The sequence below is a fragment of the Vibrio sp. 070316B genome (assembly GCF_013114115.1).
Lineage (GTDB): Bacteria > Pseudomonadota > Gammaproteobacteria > Enterobacterales > Vibrionaceae > Vibrio > Vibrio chagasii_B.
In genome coordinates, this window is the sequence record NZ_VTYC01000043.1 from 13,136 (window position 1) to 34,145 (window position 21,010).

The following is a 21,010-nucleotide window of genomic DNA, read 5'->3' on the forward strand; positions in this document are numbered from 1 at the left end:
TGGATGTGATCCAATGTAAAAAGGCAGTAAGCGGAAATGGTTCGCACTCACTGCCTTCAATTGTCACTCAGTTTCAGGCCTTATCGACCACTAGTATTTAGCTTTCACCTCATGGGGAGCCAAAAACTCGCCCTGCTCACCCAAGATGTCTCGATAGTAAGTCTCAAACATTAAGATGTTCTGAACGTAACCGCGTGTCTCTTTGAATGGAATCATCTCAATAAAAGCGAAGGCATCAAGCTTTTCGTCACTGCGAGAACGCCACTGTTTAACACGGCTTGGACCTGCATTGTAGGCAGCAAAAGCAAAGATACGGTTGTTGTCATATTGAGAGAGCAAACCATCTAAGTAGTGGCTGCCAATTTCGATATTCTTGCCGACATCGTAAAGATCATCGCTACCCTTGTACTTAATCTTGTGTTTGTTCGCGGTGTATTGCGCTGTCTTTGGCATAATTTGCATGACACCACGTGCACCAACTGGAGAACGAGCTTCTGAATCCATCGCGCTCTCTTGTCTTGCTAGAGACATCAAGGTGATTGGATCAATATCATGCTTCTCCGCGTAGAAGTTAAACCACCACTTATGAGCAACCGGAAAACGCAGCGCAATGTTATCCCACATTTTCGCTGAAATACTCGCAATCACAGTGAAGTGATTCCAACGCTGTGTCGCAGCGTAAGCGGCAAGCATCTCTTTTTGCTCTTTATCTGCATTGGTCAGTAGCCAGCGCCATTCACTTTTAGCGGCGGCAATTTTATCGCGAGTAATCAGTTCATCGATACGAATCAGCGAAGTACTAAAAGGCTTCACTGTTTCAGCATTATACTTTAGCGTTGATGTAGGGTACTGAATAGGCTTACCTAACTGCTTAGCCGCCGCAACACTGTAGAAATTACGCTTGCCTAAAATATCAGACAGACGTTGGTTGCCCTTTTCGGTATCTCCAGTTGCTATTTCAGCCCTGCCTAACCAGTATTGCCAACGCAATGAAGCTTGGTGCTTGTCGTCTAAGAGGGCAATCCACTCTTTCAATCCAGCCCAATCGGCATGCTGAATAGCCAAACGGGCACGACGTTCCAATAAGACTTGTTTCGACGAACTCGCCAACATCTCGTCTCGCCACTCCATCAACTCTTCAGAATCGGTATTGATTAAACGGAAAGTCAGGTAATCAGCGAGCTCTTGAGATTTCTCTTTAGAAAACTTCTGGGCCTTGATGACATCATCAAATATTTCCTGGGCACTGCTAGCCGATTTTCTTGCGAGCTTCTTAAAAGCAAACTCCGTTTGAGCTTGATAAAACTCATTGGCTGGATACTTCTTCGCGAATGTGAGCACGTTTTCAGGCTTGTTGTATAACGCCTTCATCTGCTTAGCTTGAGCAATTGACTCATCATGATCCAATTGCTTGATCAGATAGCTCATCAGCTTACCGTTACGCCCATCAAACGCTAACAGCATACGCTCTAAAATCAGCTCATCAGTTCTTAAGCCAGCTTGATCCCAACTCTTAAATAGCGGGTCGCAAGCGTCATCAACACCATCGCCGCTCAACCAAAGCTGCTTCGCCCCTTTAAAAGCCAGTTCTTGATTACCTTGCTCATAATTCGCTCGGTAATAAATGCATTGGTACTTTTCGCCCACTGGCTCTTTAGTTTGAAACTCAAGGATGGTTTGCCACTGTTTTCTAGAAGCCAGCATATCTAAATATGGTGCTCGCATACGATTAGAAAATGGCAAGGCTTTGTTCTCTTCAATAAACGCATCCACTTCAGCCGGAGTACGATCACCAAGACCGATAAGAAAAGCACGATAATCGGTGTAAGGCGTGAGAGGGTATGTTTGAATTTTGCTGCGCAGTTCTGAGTAAGCTTTTAGATCACGGTTGTCTAAAACCTCTTGCGCTCTATCATAAACATCACGCTGCATTTCTAGCTCTGAGGCATTGCTAGCCATAGCCACTGGAGCTAGTGAAAATGAAGACAAGATTGCCGATGCAGCCACAGCAACCTTCGTATTACCAATTCGGAAAAACATTCGCTCTTTCCTTAGTGCGTGTATGAATACGTGAAATCTATTTACGCCCGACATCACATAAAATGTAAAGGAATTGAGTGTAAATATTATTAATATTTAACACTTCATCTAAGAAGCATATTAAATATAGTTTTAATAACCAATGTGACAATAGTAAGTAAGGATTCGTTCAAGAATGGCTTTTCTTTCCTAGGAGTAACATCTTTAGGGATATTGGTATAAAATAGCTAACAATTTTGAACAATAACTAGGATCGATCGGCAATGGCTGAATACGTATATACCATGTCTAGGGTGAGCAAAACTGTTCCACCTAAGCGTCAAATTCTTAAAGACATTTCTCTTAGCTTTTTTCCTGGCGCTAAAATCGGTGTTTTGGGTCTAAATGGTTCAGGTAAATCTACCCTACTACGTATCATGGCTGGTATTGATACTGATATCGATGGCGAAGCTCGTGCACAACAAGGTCTTAACGTAGGTTACCTACCTCAAGAACCAGTACTAGACGAATCAAAAACGGTTCGTGAAATCGTAGAAGAAGCGGTTTCTGATGTTGCTGATGCACTTAAACGTATCGACGCAGTTTACGCGGCTTATGCTGAACCAGATGCAGATTTCGATGCACTAGCAAAAGAGCAAGGCGAACTAGAAGCGCTTATCCAAGCAAAAGATGGTCACAACCTAGAAGCAGCTCTAGAGCGCGCTGCAGACGCACTTCGTCTTCCTGAGTGGGACGCTAAGATTGAACACCTTTCTGGTGGTGAGCGTCGTCGTGTTGCTATCTGTCGTCTACTTCTAGAGAAGCCAGACATGCTGCTTCTTGACGAACCAACGAACCACCTGGATGCAGAATCAGTTGCATGGCTTGAGCACTTCCTAGTGGACTACAGCGGTACTGTTGTGGCGATTACCCACGACCGTTACTTCCTAGATAACGCTGCTGGTTGGATTCTAGAGCTTGACCGTGGTGAAGGTATCCCATGGCAAGGTAACTACACGTCTTGGCTAGAGCAAAAAGATGAGCGTCTGAAGCAAGAGAAAGCTGGTGAAAGCGCACGTCAAAAGACCATCGAGAAAGAACTTGAGTGGGTTCGTCAAAACCCTAAAGGTCGTCAAGCTAAGTCTAAAGCTCGTATGGCTCGTTTTGAAGAACTGACGACTGGCCAATACCAGAAGCGTAACGAAACCAACGAACTGTTCATCCCGCCAGGTGAGCGCCTAGGTGACAAAGTTCTTGAAGTTAAGAACCTAACTAAGTCATACGGTGACCGCGTTCTTATCGATGACCTATCGTTCAGCATGCCTAAGGGTGCAATCGTGGGTATCGTAGGTGCCAACGGTGCGGGTAAATCAACACTATTCAAGATGCTAAGCGGCGCAGAGCAACCAGACTCAGGTACGGTTGAACTGGGTGAAACAGTTAAGCTTGCTTCTGTTGATCAGTTCCGTGACAGCATGGACGACACTAAGACAGTATTCCAAGAGATCTCTGAAGGCGCTGATATCATCAAGATCAACAACTTCGAAATCCCAGCACGTGCATACTGCTCTCGTTTCAACTTCAAAGGCAACGACCAACAGAAGATCATCGGTGAGCTTTCTGGTGGTGAACGTAACCGTGTTCACTTAGCTAAGCTACTAAAAGCGGGCGGTAACGTACTGCTACTCGATGAGCCGACCAACGACCTAGACGTTGAAACGCTACGTGCTCTTGAAGAAGCACTGCTTGAGTTCCCTGGCTGTGCAATGGTTATCTCGCACGACCGTTGGTTCCTAGACCGTATTGCGACCCATATCTTAGACTACCGTGATGAAGGTCAAGTTAACTTCTACGAAGGTAACTATACTGAGTACACAGAGTGGCTGAAGAAGACTCTGGGCGCACAAGCGGCAGAACCACACCGCATCAAGTACAAACGTATTGCTAAGTAAATAAGCTTGTATTTTGAACAAAGGCCGCGATAATAGCGGCCTTTGATATATCTGGCTTACGTATTACGTATCGATATAGAGAGAATACTTATGATTGAAAGACGTCAATTTTCACGAGTTGTTTATCAAGTTCCGACTGAAATCTCACAAGAACACATAAATGCATCAGGCTCAGTGCAAGACTTGTCTCTCCATGGTTTACTCATTCAGTGCGATGAATTACAACGATTCAGCCAAGATACCCCTGTTCACGTTAGCTTTAAGCTGGCCAACAGCGATATCAATATTCAATTAGAAGCAACGATAGTCTCTACCATCAATACCTCAATGCGTTTACGCATAGAGCATTTAGATATTGATAGTATCAGCCACCTTAAGCGCCTTGTTGAGCTTAACGTTGGTGACGATGAACTGCTTTATAGAGAGATTGAACACCTTACCGACTTAGGTAAGGAATAGTGTCTCCATTACCCTTTTTCTATTAGAAGCATTTAGTTAATACAGAACCATGTCTAAAAAAGTTTCCATTACTATTCCCTCAAGTCAGGGGGAACAGACGTTTTACTTCGGTCGAAAAGCCGTACTCTTATGCATGACGTCCCTGCTCTCAGTACCAATATTGATTGGTGGCGCTACCTACATGCACCTTGAGAGTAAAAACAAGCTGGCTACACAAGCCGGTGATGCACAACAGTTAATTGAAACTCTGATTGTTGAAAAAGAACAGACCGAGTTTTTATATGCGGAACAGGTTGAAACCAACCATAACCTATCTCAAGCATTGACTGAGAAAGAAGGCACGATTCAGTTACTGGGTAAGCGTGTATTCGATGTGGAGTCCGTTCTTGGCCTGGCTGATGAAGAATTACACACCGATGAGGTTTCATTAGAAGACCGTATTGATGCTGCGGCAGTCGATTCCGCGGTAAGAGCTACCATGTTCCGCTTAATTCCTAATGATAGCCCGATGGCATATCAACGTATCTCGTCTTCTTACGGTCGCCGTACAAACCCAATTACAGGCAAACGTCACAACCATACTGGTATCGACCTTACTTGTAAGCGCGGCGAAGATATCTTAGCGCCAGCGGACGGTGTGATTGAAACGGTTCGTCCAAGCAAGAAAGGCTTCGGTAACTTTATCACTATGCGCCACTCTTTCGGCTTCATGAGCTCTTACGCGCATCTGCAAAAATTCAAAGTTCGCAGCGGTCAGTTTGTCAGTAAAGGTGATGTGATTGCGAGCTGTGGGAACTCAGGTAACTCAACTGGGCCACATCTACATTATGAAGTACGCTTCCTTGGTCGCTCATTGAATCCTCAATACTTGATGGATTGGACACCAGAAAACTTCAATTACGTGTTTGAGAAAGAGAAAAAGGTGAAATGGGGCCCACTCGTTCAGCTGATTGATAACGTGGTTCGCTTGCAGATCAACCTAACTAACGTACCTTACATCAGTTCAACTATCGACACGGTATCCAGCGATGATAACCGAGTATCGAACGAGAATAACAAAGAGCCTATCGTGACTAACTAGGTTTGTTCGTTTGGCCCATGATGATCAAAATGCATTTCGCCTACTATAGGCCAGATGCAATATCGGCATTTAACACAAACAAAAAGAGCGACCAAATGGTCGCTCTTTTTTATTTTTCAAACCACACTATTAACCGCGATGAATCGAGTCATGTGCTTGTTTTAACAGGCTTTGACTCTCTTGCAAGAATTGCTGTGAGTAGTCACCAAACCAATCACTCACCTGGTTAAAGCTCTCAACGAACTTGGCTTTGTCTTTTCCGTCTAAGATCTCGAGTGCTTCACCAAAACAACGGTGGAAGCGTCGAATCATCTCAATGTTTTCATCTGAAGATAGGATGATGTCACCGTACAAGTTCGGGTCTTGAGCAAATAGACGACCAACCATCGCAATCTCTAGACGGTAGATTGGAGAGCTAAGCTTCAGAAGTTGGTCGATATTCGGGTTCTCTTTGCTTAGGTGTAGACCGTAAGCAAAAGAGGTAAAGTGGCGAAGCGCTTGAATCAGAGTCATGCCGTGGTCATGCTCAGCAGCATCCATCTGACATAGGCTCGCACCCCAGATACTAAATTGCTCCAGTAGCCATTGGTAGCTTTCAGAACCGCGCCCATCACTGTAAACAATCACCTGTTTCGCTAGGCTTGGTACATCAGGACCAAACATAGGGTGAAGACCAACAACAGGGCCTTGGTGCATGTTCATCATTGCTTGCAGCGGCTTTGATTTAATCGATGTTAAATCACAAAGAATACAATCACTTGGCAGGTTACCAAGTTTCGCAATCACACCTTCCGTTAAGTGAATTGGAACGGTTACAACCACAAGACCAACGTTATCTAGGATTTCATCGGCTTTATCCCAATCTTGACTACCAAGGACTTTCACTTCGTAGCCAGAAAGCTTAAACATACGGCCAAATAAGCCACCCAGCTGACCATTACCACCAACGATAACCACTGAACGTAATTCTGGGTTAAGACACTTAAAACCAGAGTCTTTTTCGCTGGCATAAGATTCACGCATAGTTCGACGCAAAATATCTTCGATGAGCTGTGGTGGAACCCCTATTTTTTCTGCTTCTTGACGACGAGACGCCAACATTGCCGCTTCACGCTCCGGCACATAAATAGGTAATCCATGTTCACTTTTCACTTCACCAACTTTCTCAACAAGAGCAAGTCGCTGAGCCAGTAAATCCAGCATCTGTTTATCGACAGCATCAATTTGGTCGCGTAATTCGTTCAGTTCAACGGCCATTTTATTCCTTACTAATCTATAAGCCCGTACCAACGCCGATTTCGTTAGCAACAGATCTTAAAATGCCCCATTAGATGAGGCACTAAACTTTTAAACTCTGACTAACCTTTCAAACGGTTCTCTAAGAACGGGACTAGTTCCGTATGTGCATGTTTCAATAGTGCCTCAGTTGTGTCCCAATTGATACACGCGTCGGTAATTGAAACGCCGTATTTCATCTCATTGAGAGGTATATCAGAAGATTGATTTCCTTCGTTGATATGGCTTTCAATCATAAGGCCGATGATCGACTTGTTACCTTCACGGATTTGGTGAATCGCATCTTCGGCAACCAGAGGCTGGCGACGGAAATCTTTGCGAGAGTTAGCATGGCTACAGTCAATCATCAGTGCTGCTTCTAAACCTGATTTACCAAGCTCTTGCTCACATTCGTGTACGGATACTGAATCGTAGTTTGTTTGCTTACCGCCACGTAAAATAACATGACCGTTTGGGTTACCTTGAGTAGTTAATAGTGCAACTTGACCTTCACGGCTGATACCCATGAAACGGTGACTAGAAGAAGCTGCCTGCATCGCATTGATTGCTGTGCCTAGGTTGCCATCTGTACCGTTTTTGAAACCAATAGGCATTGAAAGACCACTTGCCATTTCACGGTGCGTTTGTGATTCCGTTGTACGTGCGCCGATCGCCGCCCAGCTGAATGTATCTGCTAGGTATTGCGGGCTGATTGGGTCTAGTGCTTCTGTTGCCAGTGGAATTTCCATCTCAGCAAGTTCAACCAATAGTTCACGACCTACATGCAAACCATGCTCAATATCGAAAGTACCATCTAGATGAGGGTCGTTGATTAAACCTTTCCAGCCCACCGTAGTACGAGGCTTTTCAAAGTAAACACGCATAACAATATACAGTTGATCACTAAGTTGCGCAGATAAAGCTTTTAGGCGTTTCGCGTACTCTTTTGCCGCTTCAACATCATGGATAGAACACGGGCCACATACAACCAGCATGCGGTGATCTTTCTTATGGATGATGTTTGCGATAGTTTGACGAGACTCTTGAATGAAACGACGAGCATTATCACTCAAAGGCAGTTTTGCTTTTAACTCCTCAGGAGTAATCAGTACCTGTTCGTCGATAATATTGACATTGCTTAATTCACTTTTCTGCATAACTCAACCTGTATATTTATTTTTACACCCAACATTTCCATTTGGGTTAACAATCTTTAAAAACACAATAACAGCTACAAAAACGATTGCAAGCGTAAACAATAAAAAACATTTAGTGTAAATATTAATTTACACGTGAGTTTTGAGTCGTTTTAATTAGATTACTAGCTTAAACCACAGTCAATACAAACAAAAAAGGCGATATTTCTCATATCGCCTTCTTTAAATTTGTAGAGTGTTTATTTATCACTCATCGTTTAGCATTCGCTTAATCTGCTCTGAAGCCTCTTTCCATCGGGTATCAGAGTGAAGAGTCGGCAAATCAAAGCTGTGTTTTTTAAGCAATGAGTTGGCTAAAGGCACCTCTTGAATCGCTAAGTGATCAAGAGCCTCAATTTGTGCATCTCGTTTATTACACATCAACACCATGTCACAGCCCGCACTCAAGGCTGCTTTTGCTCTGTCGGCTGGTCCGCCCATGATCGCAGCGCCTTCCATCGTTAAATCATCAGAGAAGATCAGACCTTTAAAGCCCAGTTTTTGTCTCAATACTTTCTGTAACCAATATTGAGAGCCACTTGCTGGTTGGTCATCATAATGAGAGAAAACCACGTGTGCAGGCATCATCGCATCTAATAATCCCGCTTCAATTTGCGCCTTAAAGGTCGCCATATCGGTTTCAAAGATATCGTCTCGAGGGTCGTAAGGCGTTTCTAGATGCGAATCGGCTATCACACCACCATGACCAGGGAAGTGCTTTCCAGTTGTCGCCATACCAACCGACTTCATGCCTTTGATGAATGCACTACTGTGACGAACGATGGTATCGATATCTTCACCAAATGCTCGGTTGCCAATCGCTTTGCATTGATGACCTTTATCTAATACTGGTGCAAAACTTAGATCGATATCGTGAGCAATCAGCTCCGCTGCCATCAACCAACCAGCTTGTTCAGCTAATTGTTCACCATTCTTTTGAGTCGCGAACTCTTGAGCAGCAGGGATAATAGAAAAGCCATCGCGGAAACGCTGTACTCGTCCTCCTTCTTGGTCAACACCAATTAAAATAGGACGCTTAGCCGCTTTGCGAATCTCTTTATTTAAAGCCGATAGCTGCTTGCTATCGTGGTAGTTTCTAGCAAATAAAATGAGACCACCAACGGTTGGGTGCTCTAAAATTTCTTTGTCTTCCGCAGTCAGTTCGTAGCCTGCAACATCAACCCACAACGGTCCCATAATATGTCCTTCTATTGCTTAAATTCCGCTACCGCAGATTTACTTTGTTCGATTAATTGGTCGGCTTGCTCTTCTTGCTGAGTTAACGCAATGAACAACAAGTCAGTAATATAAAGTTGGCTATCACGTGCTGTGATAGAGGAACTACGAATATGATTCTCGTCAGCCGCCGAAATGAGTTTGATGTCAGCATATTTGTCCAAAGCCGAGGGAGATAACTGGCTAATCACAATCACTTTGGCCTTCTTCGATCTCGCTAGCTGAGCCACCTTTACGACTTCTCTGGTTTTTCCTGAATAGGAAATCGCTACCAACACATCATTTTCAGTAAGCGATGCCGCGTTGGCAATCTGAATATGAGCATCTGGCTCAGCATGAACCGCATGACCGATTTTCATCAGCTTATAAGCGAAATCTTTCGCAACTAGAGATGATGCTCCGACACCTGAAATTTGGATTCTATTAGCAAGGTGCAGTAAGTCAGCGGCATTACTCAGCTGTTCGCCCTCATTTAATAACACGGTACGTTCAAGCGATTGTGTTTTGCTTGCAAGAAGTTTTTCCATCACGGTATCTGGCGAATCTTTTCTAGTGATGGTGCCGTGTATCCCTCGCTGGGAAACGGGCTGATAACTCATATCACTCTGATAGAGTTTCACCTTCATTTCAGAAAAGCCTTTATAACCGATCTTCTGACTAAACTTGACGATCGTTGACTGGCTCACACCTACCGCTTTCGCTAATTCAGGGGAAGAGAGCTGCTTGACCTGCTGCGGGTGATCCAATACATATCGTGCCACCAGCGAATCCGATGGAGAGAGCTTTGGTAATAACGCTTTTACTTTAGCAATGCCTTTCACTCTAATCCTCTCCTCTTTCAACTGTCATCATCATAACGAGTTTTGCCTTTCCATTGGAATAATTATTCCTTTCCACCTTCTCATTTGGAATAGCTCACACCACCTTATGGGAGCATCATCAAAGAAAACCTCTGGTCACTATTCCACCAAGGAATAGGTTTTGAAACTCATTATTCAAACTGTCATTCTGAAAAAATAATAATAAACACCTTCTTATCTATTCATGCTATGGAGCTGCTATGAATTCACTATTTACTTCGCTGGATTGGGCGGTATTTGCGATTTACTTCGTTGTTATCGCCTTCACAGGTTGGCATTTCAGCCGAACCAAAATCACGAGTACCAAGGACTATTTTTTAGGCGGTAACTCAATGCCAATGTGGGTGGTGGCTATCTCAGTACTCGCAACCTCACAGTCAGCAGCGACGTTTTTAGGTGGACCAGAATCGAGCTACCGTGGCGACCTCACTTACCTAGCGACTAATATTGGCGGTATTCTGGGCGCTATTTTTGTCGCTCTAATTCTGATTCCTCGCTTCTATCAAAACAAAGTTTCAACAGTATATGAGCTACTGAAAGTGCGTTTTGGCGAGAAAACTAAGCAGCGTGCTGGTGTGATGTATTTGGTTGGTCGTGTGTTTGCTTCTGGTGCTCGTCTATATATGGCGGCTATCGCAGTATCTATGATTCTATTTACCAATATTGACCCAAGCAGCGTTATCACTTCCGTGGTGATTTTGGTCACCGTTGGCCTCGCTTACACCTACATGGGCGGTATCCGCTCGGTTATCTGGAGTGACCTGATCCAACTTGTGGTGTACGTCGGTGCAGCTATTGCAGTCATTATCTACTTACTAGGTCAGATCCCGGCAGATTTCAGCCAAATAGCACAAGTGCTTGCCAACCCTGGTGAAGGTCAATCTTCGAAGCTGACCTTGCTCGATTTCACTCTTGATTTAACACCTGCTGGTACTTTCAGCTTCTGGGCATGTATTACTGGTTTTGTACTGCTGAACATTGGTGCGTTTGGTCTTGATCAAGACATGACCCAGCGAGTTCTAACCTGCAAAGATGCCAAGCAAGGTTCTAAGGCGATGATCAACTCAATCATCTTCTCTATCCCTGTTGTGTTGGTTTTCATGTCGATTGGCCTGCTTCTGTATGTTTTCTATCAACGACCTGACCTGATGGGCGTCGAAGGTAAAGATGTCGTGCAGAGCTTTAATGGTGAGAACGTGACGATTTTCATGTACTACGTGCTCAATGAAATGCCAGCAGGCCTTCGAGGCTTAGTGACCGTTGGTGTGGTTGCCGCTGCGCTTTCAACCCTAAACTCAGGCTTGAATTCAATGTCTTCTGTTGCGATTCAAGATATCTACAAACCATGGTTAGAAGCTCGTAAAGGCGAACAAGATGACTTCCATTATGTAAAAGCGGGTCGCTTCGGTATGGCCGCTGCTGCGCTGGCCTTAGGTAGCATGGGTATCTTGTGTTACTACTGGCAGCAATACACCGACATGCCATTATTGTCGTTCGCTTTGAGTGTAATGGTGTTTGCTTACACTGGGTTATTGGGGGTCTACTTCACAGCGATTTTCACCGAACGTGGCAATGAAACATCAGTAGCTTTAGCGCTTGTCGCCGGCTTCTTAACTACGTTACTGATGCAAGCTTATGTTTGGGATAGCGTAATGGGTATGATTAATACTGATTGGGTGGGTGTTCGATTGGCCTTCCCGTATCAACTGTGTGTAGGTACCTTTGTGTCATTGATCGTCTGTCTATCAGGCAAGAAGCAGCCTCAAGAAGCAAACAAACTACAAACAGTTAGCCAATGATTACTCATACTCTAGCCGTCGATGGTGGCGGCACAAAAACCGCAATGAGACTCAAGCGAATTTCGCCGACACCGAGCGTAATTAAAGAGCGTACTTTGGCCGCAACGTCATTGACCTTATACGGTGAAACAGCTATCACTCAACTGACTCATTACATTGAAGAAATGCTGAGTGTGAATCAGATAAGTCCGAAACAGTGTTATATTGTGGTCGGTGTTGCTGGCGCAGGTAATGCTCAACTAAAAGCGAAATTACAACTGGCACTGTCCCATTTCCCAAACCTGTATGTGACGAGCGATGCTGAAGCCTCGGTCGTTGGTGCAAATAGAGGGGAAGGCGTAAACTGTATTGCCATTGGCACTGGTTCTGTTGCGATTCAATTAGACAACCAATACGTGACCCATCAATTTGGCGGTTGGGGTTTCCCCATTGGCGATCAGGGTGGTGGCGCTTGGCTTGGTTTTAAAGCGGTTCAGCAAACACTTGTCGAGTTTGACGCTCAACGTTGCTCGTTAACGAGTCAACTAGTCATGAAGAAAACAGGCAATGTCCGCAGTGCGATTCTAAAATGGACTCGCTCAGCCAACGCAACCGATTATGCTCAACTTGCAAAAGAGCTTGTCGAGTTAGAACCGTGTTGTCCGACGGCAAAAAACATCGTTGAGCAAGGTATTCAAGAAATTGATCTGCTTGCACGAACATGCTCAGACAACAACTCACTACCGATCATGTTCTTAGGCAGCTTAGGCGCTTTCTATCGTGACAAACTGCCACAAGCGCTACAAGATCGCAGCTTAGAGGTTCAAGGTAATGCTTTAGATGGCGCAGAAATCATCGCACATCAAAAGCTTCGCCCGCTTAATTAAGGAAATGACCATGAAGTCAGAGTTATACATTGGCGTGATGTCAGGCACCAGCATGGACGGCGTTGATACGGCACTGGTGTCGATAGAAGACAACCGGATCACACTGCTTGCTCATGATGAGTTTCCAATGCCAAAGGAACTCAAAACACGCTTGCTTAATGTATGTATCGGTCAGCAAACTGACTTGATTGCCATTGGTGAGCTCGACCACCAGCTTGGCCACCTATTTGCTGATGCCGTTCTACAGCTTCTCGCCAAGTCAGAGACTCCAGCATCAACTGTCACCGCAATTGGCAATCATGGTCAAACGGTATTCCACCAACCAACAGGCGACTCTCCCTTTACCATGCAGTTAGGCGATGCCAACATTATTGCTGCTAAAACCGAGATTCAAACCGTCGCAGATTTCAGACGTAAAGACATGGCGCTTGGTGGACAAGGTGCACCACTGGTCCCCGCTTTTCACCATACTATTTTTCAACCGCAAGAAAGCTCAGTTGTTGTGCTGAACATTGGTGGCATATCGAATATTTCAGTACTGCGCCCGAATCAACCAACACTTGGTTATGATACTGGCCCAGGCAATATGTTAATGGACGCTTGGGTAGATAAACACACGGGTGAAAAATTTGACCGCGACGCTCAGTTCGCACTTCAAGGTCAAGTTAATCAAGCCTTATTAAAACAACTGCTGGAAGCGTCTTATTTATCTCAAACACCGCCGAAAAGTACCGGTAGAGAGCTATTCAATCTGCCTTGGTTAGAGCAACAATTAACAGAATTTAATGACATCTCAGCACAAGATGTCCAACGCACACTTTGCGAATACACGGCTTTGACGATAGCCAATGAAGTCGAGGCTTACCGCTTAGGTAACGCTCCAGCATTGTATGTATGTGGTGGTGGGGTTAGAAACCCATTATTGATGAAGAGGCTTTCTGAGCTTCTACCAAGCTGGGAGGTTGCCTCAACCACCAGCAAAGGTGTAGACGCTGACTATATGGAAGCGATGGCTTTTGCTTGGCTTGCTCAACGTCATGTCCATCAACTACCGAGTAATTTACCAGAAGTGACTGGTGCAAGTAGATCTGCCTCTCTAGGCGTTCTATACAGTGCTAACTAAACCATTTTAGAACCATCATTTAAGGATCATTATGAGTAACGACGCTCTCATATCAGCGCTCTCGCACCTCGTTTCGGAGGGGAGAAACCCTGACACTATGGATATTGATCTACTCACTTCTCTTGAAGTGGTCGAAAAGATTAACCAACAAGACAAACAAGTCCCACTGGCGATCGAAGCTGAACTGCCGCAAATAGCTAAGGCCGTTGATAAAATCGCTCACGCCTTTCAAAACGGAGGGCGACTGATTTACATGGGTGCTGGCACCAGTGGTCGATTGGGCGTTTTAGATGCCTCAGAGTGCCCGCCCACATTTGGCGTTTCAGACAAAATGGTTATCGGCCTTATCGCCGGCGGACCAGAAGCCATTTTGAAAGCCAAAGAAGGGGCTGAAGATTCGCTAACGTTAGGTATTGATGATCTGAAAGCGATTCAATTTTCAGAAAAGGATGTTGTGGTTGGCATTGCGGCAAGCGGGCGTACGCCTTACGTGATTGGCGCACTCAACTACGCCAATCAAATCGGTGCGGTGACGGTTGCTCTGTCTTGTAATCCAGATTCGCCAATTGCTGATATTGCTCAGATCGCGATAAGCCCAGTGGTTGGCCCAGAGGCACTAACGGGGTCAACAAGGCTGAAATCCGGTACAGCGCAAAAACTGGTTCTTAATATGCTGACCACAGCGAGCATGATTCGTATTGGTAAGAGCTACCAGAACCTGATGGTCGACGTAAAAGCGACTAACGAAAAGCTAGTAGCCCGGGCCGCTCGTATCGTTATTCAAGCAACCGAATGTGATAAAGCGTTGGCAGTGTCGACACTTAAAACTACCGATTATGACGTTAAGCTAGCGATTTTAATGATTCTGACCGGGCTTGATTTGCAGGCGGCGAAGGCTCAGCTTGACCAGCAGAACGGCTTTTTAAGAAAAGCGGTCGAGAATAATCAGTAAATGTCGGATTAATCTTCAATACTGACGAAAGCGTGATACAAAAAACCAGTACACATAAGGTACTGGTTTTTTTCAATTTAAGCTTAATGATTCCGTTTAAGAGGTGTGAGTAATCACGAGCGAAGTTAGTGGTCGTTTGAAAACTCATCCCAGCCACGTTGCCACTCCATACGGAAACGCTGGGCATCTTCGGTACCAGAACAAACACCTTCATACACCTGACCAGATAGACCAATCTGGTATGCGTGGTTAGGGTTACAATATTCAGTCACACCAATTTGGTAACCTTCGTTGTAACTTGCTTGGTCAACCGCGCCCAATTTTGCCATCTCTGAATAGGAACGTTGAGTGTTGCCTTTAATACCATCGCGGTAGCCAATCTCTTGCCAGTTGCCTTCTGCCGCTAAATCTTGAACATTGGCGCTGCATCCTGCAAGGCTAAATGCTACGGCGAATAGTGCTATTATCTTTTTCATTTCAATCCTTTATATTTCCCTAGCCACTTCTAAATGAAGCTTTGCCTCTGTTGGTGATTCTCCGCTGAACGGGAGCTGATGTCCACTCATCTCTGTTATCTGCCGTTGATCTTTATTACGCGCCGTTTAATGCTCACTATCGACCACTTAACAGAAGCACGATACTTCTCAACACTTCTACCCCACCACTCAACAAAGGTCACAAACCACTAAACCGGTTATAACACCACTTAATTAGCTATTCGACCACTCACTCCAGTAGCGGAAGTTTCTTTCCATACACTCCTCTAATATACACCCTGACTTAATTAATACATTCAGGGATAACAAATTATGATGTGGTTTCTTACCTGTGTCGCAGCACTCATTGGTGGCTACTTTATTTACGGTACCTTTATCGAGAAGATTTTTGGTATCAATGAAAAGCGTCAAACACCTGCTCACACTAAGCAAGACGGCGTGGACTACGTTCCAATGTCGACTCCAAAGGTTTACCTAGTTCAACTGCTAAACATTGCAGGTGTAGGTCCAATCTTCGGCCCTATCATGGGTGCCCTATACGGCCCAGCAGCAATGCTATGGATCGTACTAGGTTGTATCTTCGCAGGTGCAGTACACGACTACTTCTCAGGTATGTTATCTATCCGTAATGGCGGTGCTTCGGTTCCAACCATCACTGGACGTTACCTAGGCAATGGCGCAAAACACTTTATGAATATCTTTGCCATTGTTCTACTGCTTCTAGTTGGTGTGGTATTCGTTTCTGCTCCAGCAGGCATGATCACTAACCTAGTGAACGACCAAACTGATTTCGCGATGTCTGCAACAACTATGGTTGTTGTTATCTTTGCTTACTACATCATCGCAACGATTGTCCCTGTCGATAAAATCATTGGTCGCTTCTACCCACTGTTCGGTGCTCTGCTTATCTTCATGTCAGTTGGCCTTATCACTGCGATTGGCTTCTCTGATGAACACCAAATCATGGGTGGTTTTGAAATCAGCGACATGTTCACCAACATGAACCCGAACGACCTACCACTATGGCCTGCTCTATTCATCACTATCGCTTGTGGTGCAATCTCTGGCTTCCACGCAACTCAGTCACCTCTGATGGCGCGTTGTATGGAAAACGAGAAGAACGGTCGCTTCGTATTCTACGGTGCAATGATTGGTGAAGGCATCATCGCTCTTATCTGGTGTGCACTTGCACTATCGTTCTTCGGTTCAGTTGAGTCTCTATCTGAAGCGGTAGCAAACGGCGGTCCAGGTAACGTTGTATACAGCGCTTCATTTGGCCTACTAGGTGTATTCGGCGGTATCCTTGCTTTCCTAGGCGTGGTTATCCTACCAATCACATCTGGTGACACTGCATTCCGCTCAAGCCGTCTTATCCTTGCTGAATACTTCAACATGGAACAGAAGACACTGCGTAACCGCCTACTGATGGCTCTACCACTGTTCGTTATCGGTGGCATCCTGACTCAAGTAGACTTCGGTATCATTTGGCGCTACTTCGGTTTCGCTAACCAATCAACAGCAGTAATGATGTTGTGGACAGCTTCAGCTTACCTACTACGTCACAACAAACTGCACTGGGTAACGACGGTTCCAGCTATCTTCATGACGTCTGTGTGTATCACATTCATCCTGAACAACAGCCAACTTGGTTTCGGCCTACCAATGCAAATCTCAACTATCGTTGGTGTGATTAGTGCGCTGGGTGTTGCGGCTTACGTAATCAAGATTTCTAAAGGCAAAGGCGAAACAGACCTTGCTGATGAAGAAAAAGAAGCAAAAGGTGAAACTAAAACAGCCTAGTTCTTTAAACTCTTTGTAAAAGACCAGTCTTCATAGAAAGACAAGAACAGCCAAACACAACTTCGCTTGTTCCGGCAATCACTCAGTGATTCATGGATATTAAGACTAAAGCCCATCCCCTGTGATGGGCTTTATTGTCTGTACTGGTTAGCAACAAGACAGTGTGAGCGCTAATCGCTCGATATAAGCCTAACAAACACAAGCAAAACTACCCTTACCACACAATGAGCTTTACACTTAACAAGCGTCTCAATAGGTGAAAATATGGAACTCATTCTCTCTCTGCTTCAACAAACCTGTGTCTACTTAGTGATCGCTTACATGCTAAGTAAAACCCCACTGATTCTCCCTTTGTTGAGCATCTCTTCACGCTTGAGCCACAAGATCAGCTGTTACGTTCTGTTCTCTCTGTTCTGTATTATGGGCACCTATTTCGGCCTACAGATCAATGATGCGATCGCCAACACACGTGCGATGGGCGCAGTCATGGGCGGTTTGTTTGGTGGTCCTGTAGTTGGCTTTGCGGTGGGCTTTACTGGCGGGATACATCGCTATTCATTAGGTGGTTTTACGGACTTAGCTTGTGCTATCTCAACGACAGCAGAGGGCCTGATTGGTGGCTTGCTGCATGTGTACTTAGTCAGAAAAAACAAAGCCAGCCAATTGTTTAATCCGATGGTAGTGTTTTCTGTGACGTTATTTGCAGAGATCATTCAGATGTTGATTCTGCTTGCGGTCGCCAAACCGTTTGAACAATCTTATGCGCTGGTTTCCGACATTGCAGCACCGATGATCATTGCCAACTCCGTGGGTGCAGCACTGTTCATGAGTATCATCCAAGACCGTAAAACCATCTTTGAGAAATACTCAGCGACCTTCTCGCGCCGCGCATTGACCATTGCTGAGCGTTCGGTGGGTATTCTTCATGGTGGTTTCACGTCTGATAACGCGCAGAAAATCGTGCGTATTATCTACGAAGAGACCAACGTAGGCGCTGTGGCAATCACTGACCGAGAAAAAATTCTCGCTTTCGTTGGCATTGGCGATGAGCACCATATCCCTAACACTCCTATTTCATCGCAAAGCACACTGACTTCGATGGAACAGAACGACATCATCTACCTGGATGGTAAAGAGAACCCATACCAATGCTCTCTCTCACAGGATTGTAAGCTGGGGTCAGCGTTGATTATCCCACTGCGTGCTGGTAACGAAGTCGTCGGCACCATTAAACTGTATGAGCCCAAACTGAAGCTGTTTTCAACCATCAACATGTCGATGGCTGAAGGTATTGCTCAGCTGTTATCGAGTCAAATCCTGTTCAGCAACTATCAGCAACAGCAAACCCTGCTCACTCAAGCTGAAATCAAACTGCTGCACGCACAGGTCAACCCGCACTTCTTGTTTAATGCACTCAATACCATCAGTGCCGTAACACGTCGTGATCCAGATAAAGCACGTGAGCTCATTCAGCATCTGTCTCACTTCTTCAGAAGCAACCTCAAACAGAATATTAATACCGTTAAGCTTAAAGACGAGCTCGCGCACGTTAATGCGTACCTGACGATCGAAAAGGCGCGCTTTACTGACCGCTTAGAAATTGAATGGGATATAGACCCACAATTGTTTGAATCACAATTGCCAAGCTTTACCCTGCAACCTCTGGTTGAAAATGCCATTAAACATGGGATTTCAAATATGCTGGAAGGCGGCAAAGTGAAGATCTATAGCGAAGCTTTCCAAGGTGGATTTAGACTGATCGTCGAAGACAATGCTGGTAACTACCAGAAGCCATCTCAAGATCATGTAGGATTAGGGATGGAAATTGTTGATAAACGACTCACTAATTTCTTTGGACAAGATTCAGCACTAAAAATAGAATCTCAACCACAGCAATTTACTCGAATGAGCTTTATCATACCTATACTAAAATAATGGTGTTTCGTAGGTAATCGCTTCTCATTAGCGACATTTAGAAGCAGGCATAAAAAAGATAAGCGGAATAAGCAGGGACAGAACAAAAATGAAGATTGCAGGATGTTAAAAGCACTCGTTATCGATGATGAGCTTTTTGCTCGCGAAGAGCTGATTGAGTTACTGACTGAAACGGGAGAAGTGGAAGTCATCGGTCAAGCAAGCAACGCGATCGAAGGACTTAAGCAGATCAACCTTCTTAAACCCGACGTGGTGTATCTGGATATTCAGATGCCTCAAGTTACAGGTATTGAGCTGTTGAGTATGCTTGACCCAGAGACAATGCCTTACGTGGTGTTTGTGACCGCTTACGATCAATATGCGATTCAAGCCTTTGAAGACAACGCCTTTGATTACCTGCTTAAGCCTGTTGAGCCCTGCCGACTCAATAAAAGTGTTTCTCGACTGAATAAAGTCGTCAAGCAGAACCAAAAAGCACCAGAGCAAGATGTCGCTTCAATTGCTCCTTCACGCTTAGAACAGATTCCGTGTATTGGTCACAACCGTATTGTGATCATGGCGAGCCAAAGTGTCGAGTGCGCCTATTCTGATATCAGCGGCGTGCATGTTCGCTGTTCATCGCAAACGGCCACTTCACAGCTGACGCTAAAGATCTTGGAAGAGAAGACCGATTTGATCCGCTGTCACCGACAATACTTGATCAACATAAAATCGATCCAAGAGATCAAATTGCTAGAGAATGGATTAGCGGAGATCGTCACGCTTACTGGCTTTGAAGTGCCTGTGAGTCGTCGCTATCTCAAGACACTAAAAGAACAACTCGGTATCCAATAGCTTATCAAAGCGCACGATCAAAAAAGCCAACGTATCAACGTTGGCTTTTTACTGCTTGCGAATCGACGGTATGACGAATCGTTAATGTCACAAATCGATAGAGATTAATCGACTTGTTTAATCTGTAGCTCTTTTGGTACTTCGAAGAACATATTCTCTTCACGACCTTGAATCTCTTCAACGTCAGTAGCACCAAGCTCGCGAATTCGATCTAAGATTTGATTTACTAGCTCTTCAGGAGCAGATGCACCAGCCGTTACACCGATTTTCTTCTTGCCTTCAACCCATTCTGTTTGAATGTCTTCAGGGCAATCCGTTAGGTAACCAGGTGTGCCTAGTTTTTCAGCCAGCTCTTTCAAGCGTGTTGAGTTCGATGAGTTCTTAGAACCAACCACAATCACAACGTCAACGTCGTTTGCCATCTCACGAACAGCGTCTTGACGGTTTTGAGTCGCGTAACAGATGTCGTCTTTACGAGGGCCTTGAATCTCAGGGAATACACGACGTAGCTCTTCGATTACATCAGCGGTTTCATCAACAGAGAGCGTCGTTTGGCTCACGTAGTGCAGGTTAGTTGGATCGTTCACCACTAGGTTTTGCACGTCCTCTGGTCTCTCAACCAAGTACATGCCACCCGTTTGGCTCGCGTATTGACCCATAGTACCTTCAACTTCAGGGTGACCTGCGTGACCAATCAGTACCACTTCCATATGTTTACGGCTCGCACGAGCAACCTCCATATGTACTTTAGTTACCAAAGGACACGTTGCATCGAATACCGTTAGCTCGCGCTCTTTCGCTTCTTTACGAACCGCTTGAGACACGCCGTGAGCAGAGAAGATCACGATGTTATCGTCTGGCACTTCGCTAAGTTCTTCGACAAAAATAGCACCGCGTTGTTTTAGCCCCTCAACAACAAAGCGGTTGTGTACCACTTCATGACGAACGTAGATCGGTGGCTGATACATTTCGAGTGCGCGCTCGACAATGCTGATCGCACGATCAACACCGGCACAAAAGCCACGAGGGTTAGCTAACATTATTTTCATTTCATTGCTCATCATTTACCGCGGTACTAAGGTTGTTTCTATAGAGTTCGCCGTCGGCGAGGCTCGCATTCTACAGT

17 protein-coding genes are annotated in these 21,010 nt (G+C 45.0%); 10 read left to right on the forward strand and 7 right to left on the reverse strand.

Annotation, left to right across the window (positions count from 1 at the left end):
- Positions 1-90 precede the first annotated feature (90 nt).
- Positions 91-2,040, reverse strand: coding sequence for a murein transglycosylase (gene sltY, locus F0251_RS22345; RefSeq protein WP_105058961.1), 1,950 nt, complete (start codon positions 2,038-2,040; stop codon positions 91-93).
- A 263-nt stretch (positions 2,041-2,303) separates the two neighbouring features.
- Here sltY and ettA point away from each other — a divergent pair, with 263 nt between their 5' ends.
- The 3 genes from ettA to F0251_RS22360 all read left to right on the forward strand — a co-directional run bounded on the left by ettA (position 2,304) and on the right by F0251_RS22360 (position 5,511).
- A complete protein-coding gene (gene ettA / locus F0251_RS22350; RefSeq protein WP_004739497.1) occupies positions 2,304-3,971 on the forward strand; it encodes an energy-dependent translational throttle protein EttA in 1,668 nt (555 codons plus the stop codon).
- Between the two features lie 90 nt (positions 3,972-4,061).
- Complete coding sequence (locus tag F0251_RS22355) at positions 4,062-4,430, forward strand: PilZ domain-containing protein (RefSeq protein ID WP_116870042.1); 369 nt, start codon at positions 4,062-4,064, stop codon at positions 4,428-4,430.
- 49 nt (positions 4,431-4,479) lie between these two features.
- Positions 4,480-5,511 carry a M23 family metallopeptidase gene (locus F0251_RS22360; RefSeq protein ID WP_171731849.1) on the forward strand — a complete coding sequence of 344 codons (1,032 nt, stop codon included), beginning with the start codon at positions 4,480-4,482 and terminating at the stop codon, positions 5,509-5,511.
- Between the two features lie 129 nt (positions 5,512-5,640).
- Here F0251_RS22360 and tyrA read toward each other — a convergent pair whose 3' ends face one another.
- The 4 genes from tyrA to F0251_RS22380 all read right to left on the reverse strand — a co-directional run bounded on the left by tyrA (position 5,641) and on the right by F0251_RS22380 (position 10,039).
- Positions 5,641-6,768 (reverse strand): bifunctional chorismate mutase/prephenate dehydrogenase, encoded by a 1,128-nt coding sequence (gene tyrA / locus F0251_RS22365; RefSeq protein WP_171731850.1) that lies wholly within the window; start codon positions 6,766-6,768, stop codon positions 5,641-5,643.
- Positions 6,769-6,869: 101 nt separating this feature from the next.
- Positions 6,870-7,943 carry a 3-deoxy-7-phosphoheptulonate synthase gene (locus tag F0251_RS22370; RefSeq protein WP_171731851.1) on the reverse strand — a complete coding sequence of 358 codons (1,074 nt, stop codon included), beginning with the start codon at positions 7,941-7,943 and terminating at the stop codon, positions 6,870-6,872.
- Positions 7,944-8,189: 246 nt separating this feature from the next.
- Positions 8,190-9,179, reverse strand: a complete 990-nt coding sequence (nagZ, locus tag F0251_RS22375; protein ID WP_171731852.1) for a beta-N-acetylhexosaminidase — start codon at positions 9,177-9,179, stop codon at positions 8,190-8,192.
- A gap of 11 nt (positions 9,180-9,190) precedes the next feature.
- Positions 9,191-10,039, reverse strand: a complete 849-nt coding sequence (locus F0251_RS22380; protein WP_171731853.1) for a MurR/RpiR family transcriptional regulator — start codon at positions 10,037-10,039, stop codon at positions 9,191-9,193.
- A gap of 239 nt (positions 10,040-10,278) precedes the next feature.
- On the opposite strand from F0251_RS22380, the gene F0251_RS22385 reads away from it, so the two are divergent.
- The 4 genes from F0251_RS22385 to murQ are packed head-to-tail and all read left to right on the forward strand — an operon-like array spanning position 10,279 to position 14,818.
- Positions 10,279-11,877 (forward strand): sodium:solute symporter, encoded by a 1,599-nt coding sequence (locus tag F0251_RS22385; protein WP_171731854.1) that lies wholly within the window; start codon positions 10,279-10,281, stop codon positions 11,875-11,877.
- Complete coding sequence (locus tag F0251_RS22390; protein WP_171731855.1) at positions 11,874-12,743, forward strand: BadF/BadG/BcrA/BcrD ATPase family protein; 870 nt, start codon at positions 11,874-11,876, stop codon at positions 12,741-12,743. The genes F0251_RS22385 and F0251_RS22390 overlap by 4 nt, the downstream gene beginning before the upstream one ends.
- A 10-nt stretch (positions 12,744-12,753) precedes the next feature.
- Complete coding sequence (locus F0251_RS22395) at positions 12,754-13,866, forward strand: anhydro-N-acetylmuramic acid kinase (RefSeq protein ID WP_171731856.1); 1,113 nt, start codon at positions 12,754-12,756, stop codon at positions 13,864-13,866.
- Positions 13,867-13,897: 31 nt separating this feature from the next.
- Positions 13,898-14,818 carry an N-acetylmuramic acid 6-phosphate etherase gene (gene murQ / locus F0251_RS22400; RefSeq protein ID WP_004739508.1) on the forward strand — a complete coding sequence of 307 codons (921 nt, stop codon included), beginning with the start codon at positions 13,898-13,900 and terminating at the stop codon, positions 14,816-14,818.
- A 125-nt stretch (positions 14,819-14,943) separates the two neighbouring features.
- Here the strand turns inward: murQ and F0251_RS22405 are convergent, their stop codons facing one another.
- Positions 14,944-15,294, reverse strand: a complete 351-nt coding sequence (locus tag F0251_RS22405) for a DUF2799 domain-containing protein (protein WP_061033334.1) — start codon at positions 15,292-15,294, stop codon at positions 14,944-14,946.
- Positions 15,295-15,627: 333 nt separating this feature from the next.
- Between F0251_RS22405 and F0251_RS22410 the strand changes: the two genes are divergently transcribed.
- The 3 genes from F0251_RS22410 (at position 15,628) to btsR (ending at position 19,884) form a co-directional block, all read left to right on the forward strand.
- Positions 15,628-17,115 carry a carbon starvation protein A gene (locus F0251_RS22410; RefSeq protein WP_061033335.1) on the forward strand — a complete coding sequence of 496 codons (1,488 nt, stop codon included), beginning with the start codon at positions 15,628-15,630 and terminating at the stop codon, positions 17,113-17,115.
- Between the two features lie 264 nt (positions 17,116-17,379).
- Positions 17,380-19,050, forward strand: a complete 1,671-nt coding sequence (locus F0251_RS22415; protein WP_171731857.1) for a sensor histidine kinase — start codon at positions 17,380-17,382, stop codon at positions 19,048-19,050.
- A gap of 102 nt (positions 19,051-19,152) precedes the next feature.
- A complete protein-coding gene (gene btsR, locus F0251_RS22420; RefSeq protein WP_116870034.1) occupies positions 19,153-19,884 on the forward strand; it encodes a two-component system response regulator BtsR in 732 nt (243 codons plus the stop codon).
- Positions 19,885-19,988: 104 nt separating this feature from the next.
- Here the strand turns inward: btsR and ispH are convergent, their stop codons facing one another.
- Positions 19,989-20,945, reverse strand: a complete 957-nt coding sequence (gene ispH / locus F0251_RS22425; protein WP_171731860.1) for a 4-hydroxy-3-methylbut-2-enyl diphosphate reductase — start codon at positions 20,943-20,945, stop codon at positions 19,989-19,991.
- Positions 20,946-21,010: the final 65 nt, after the last annotated feature.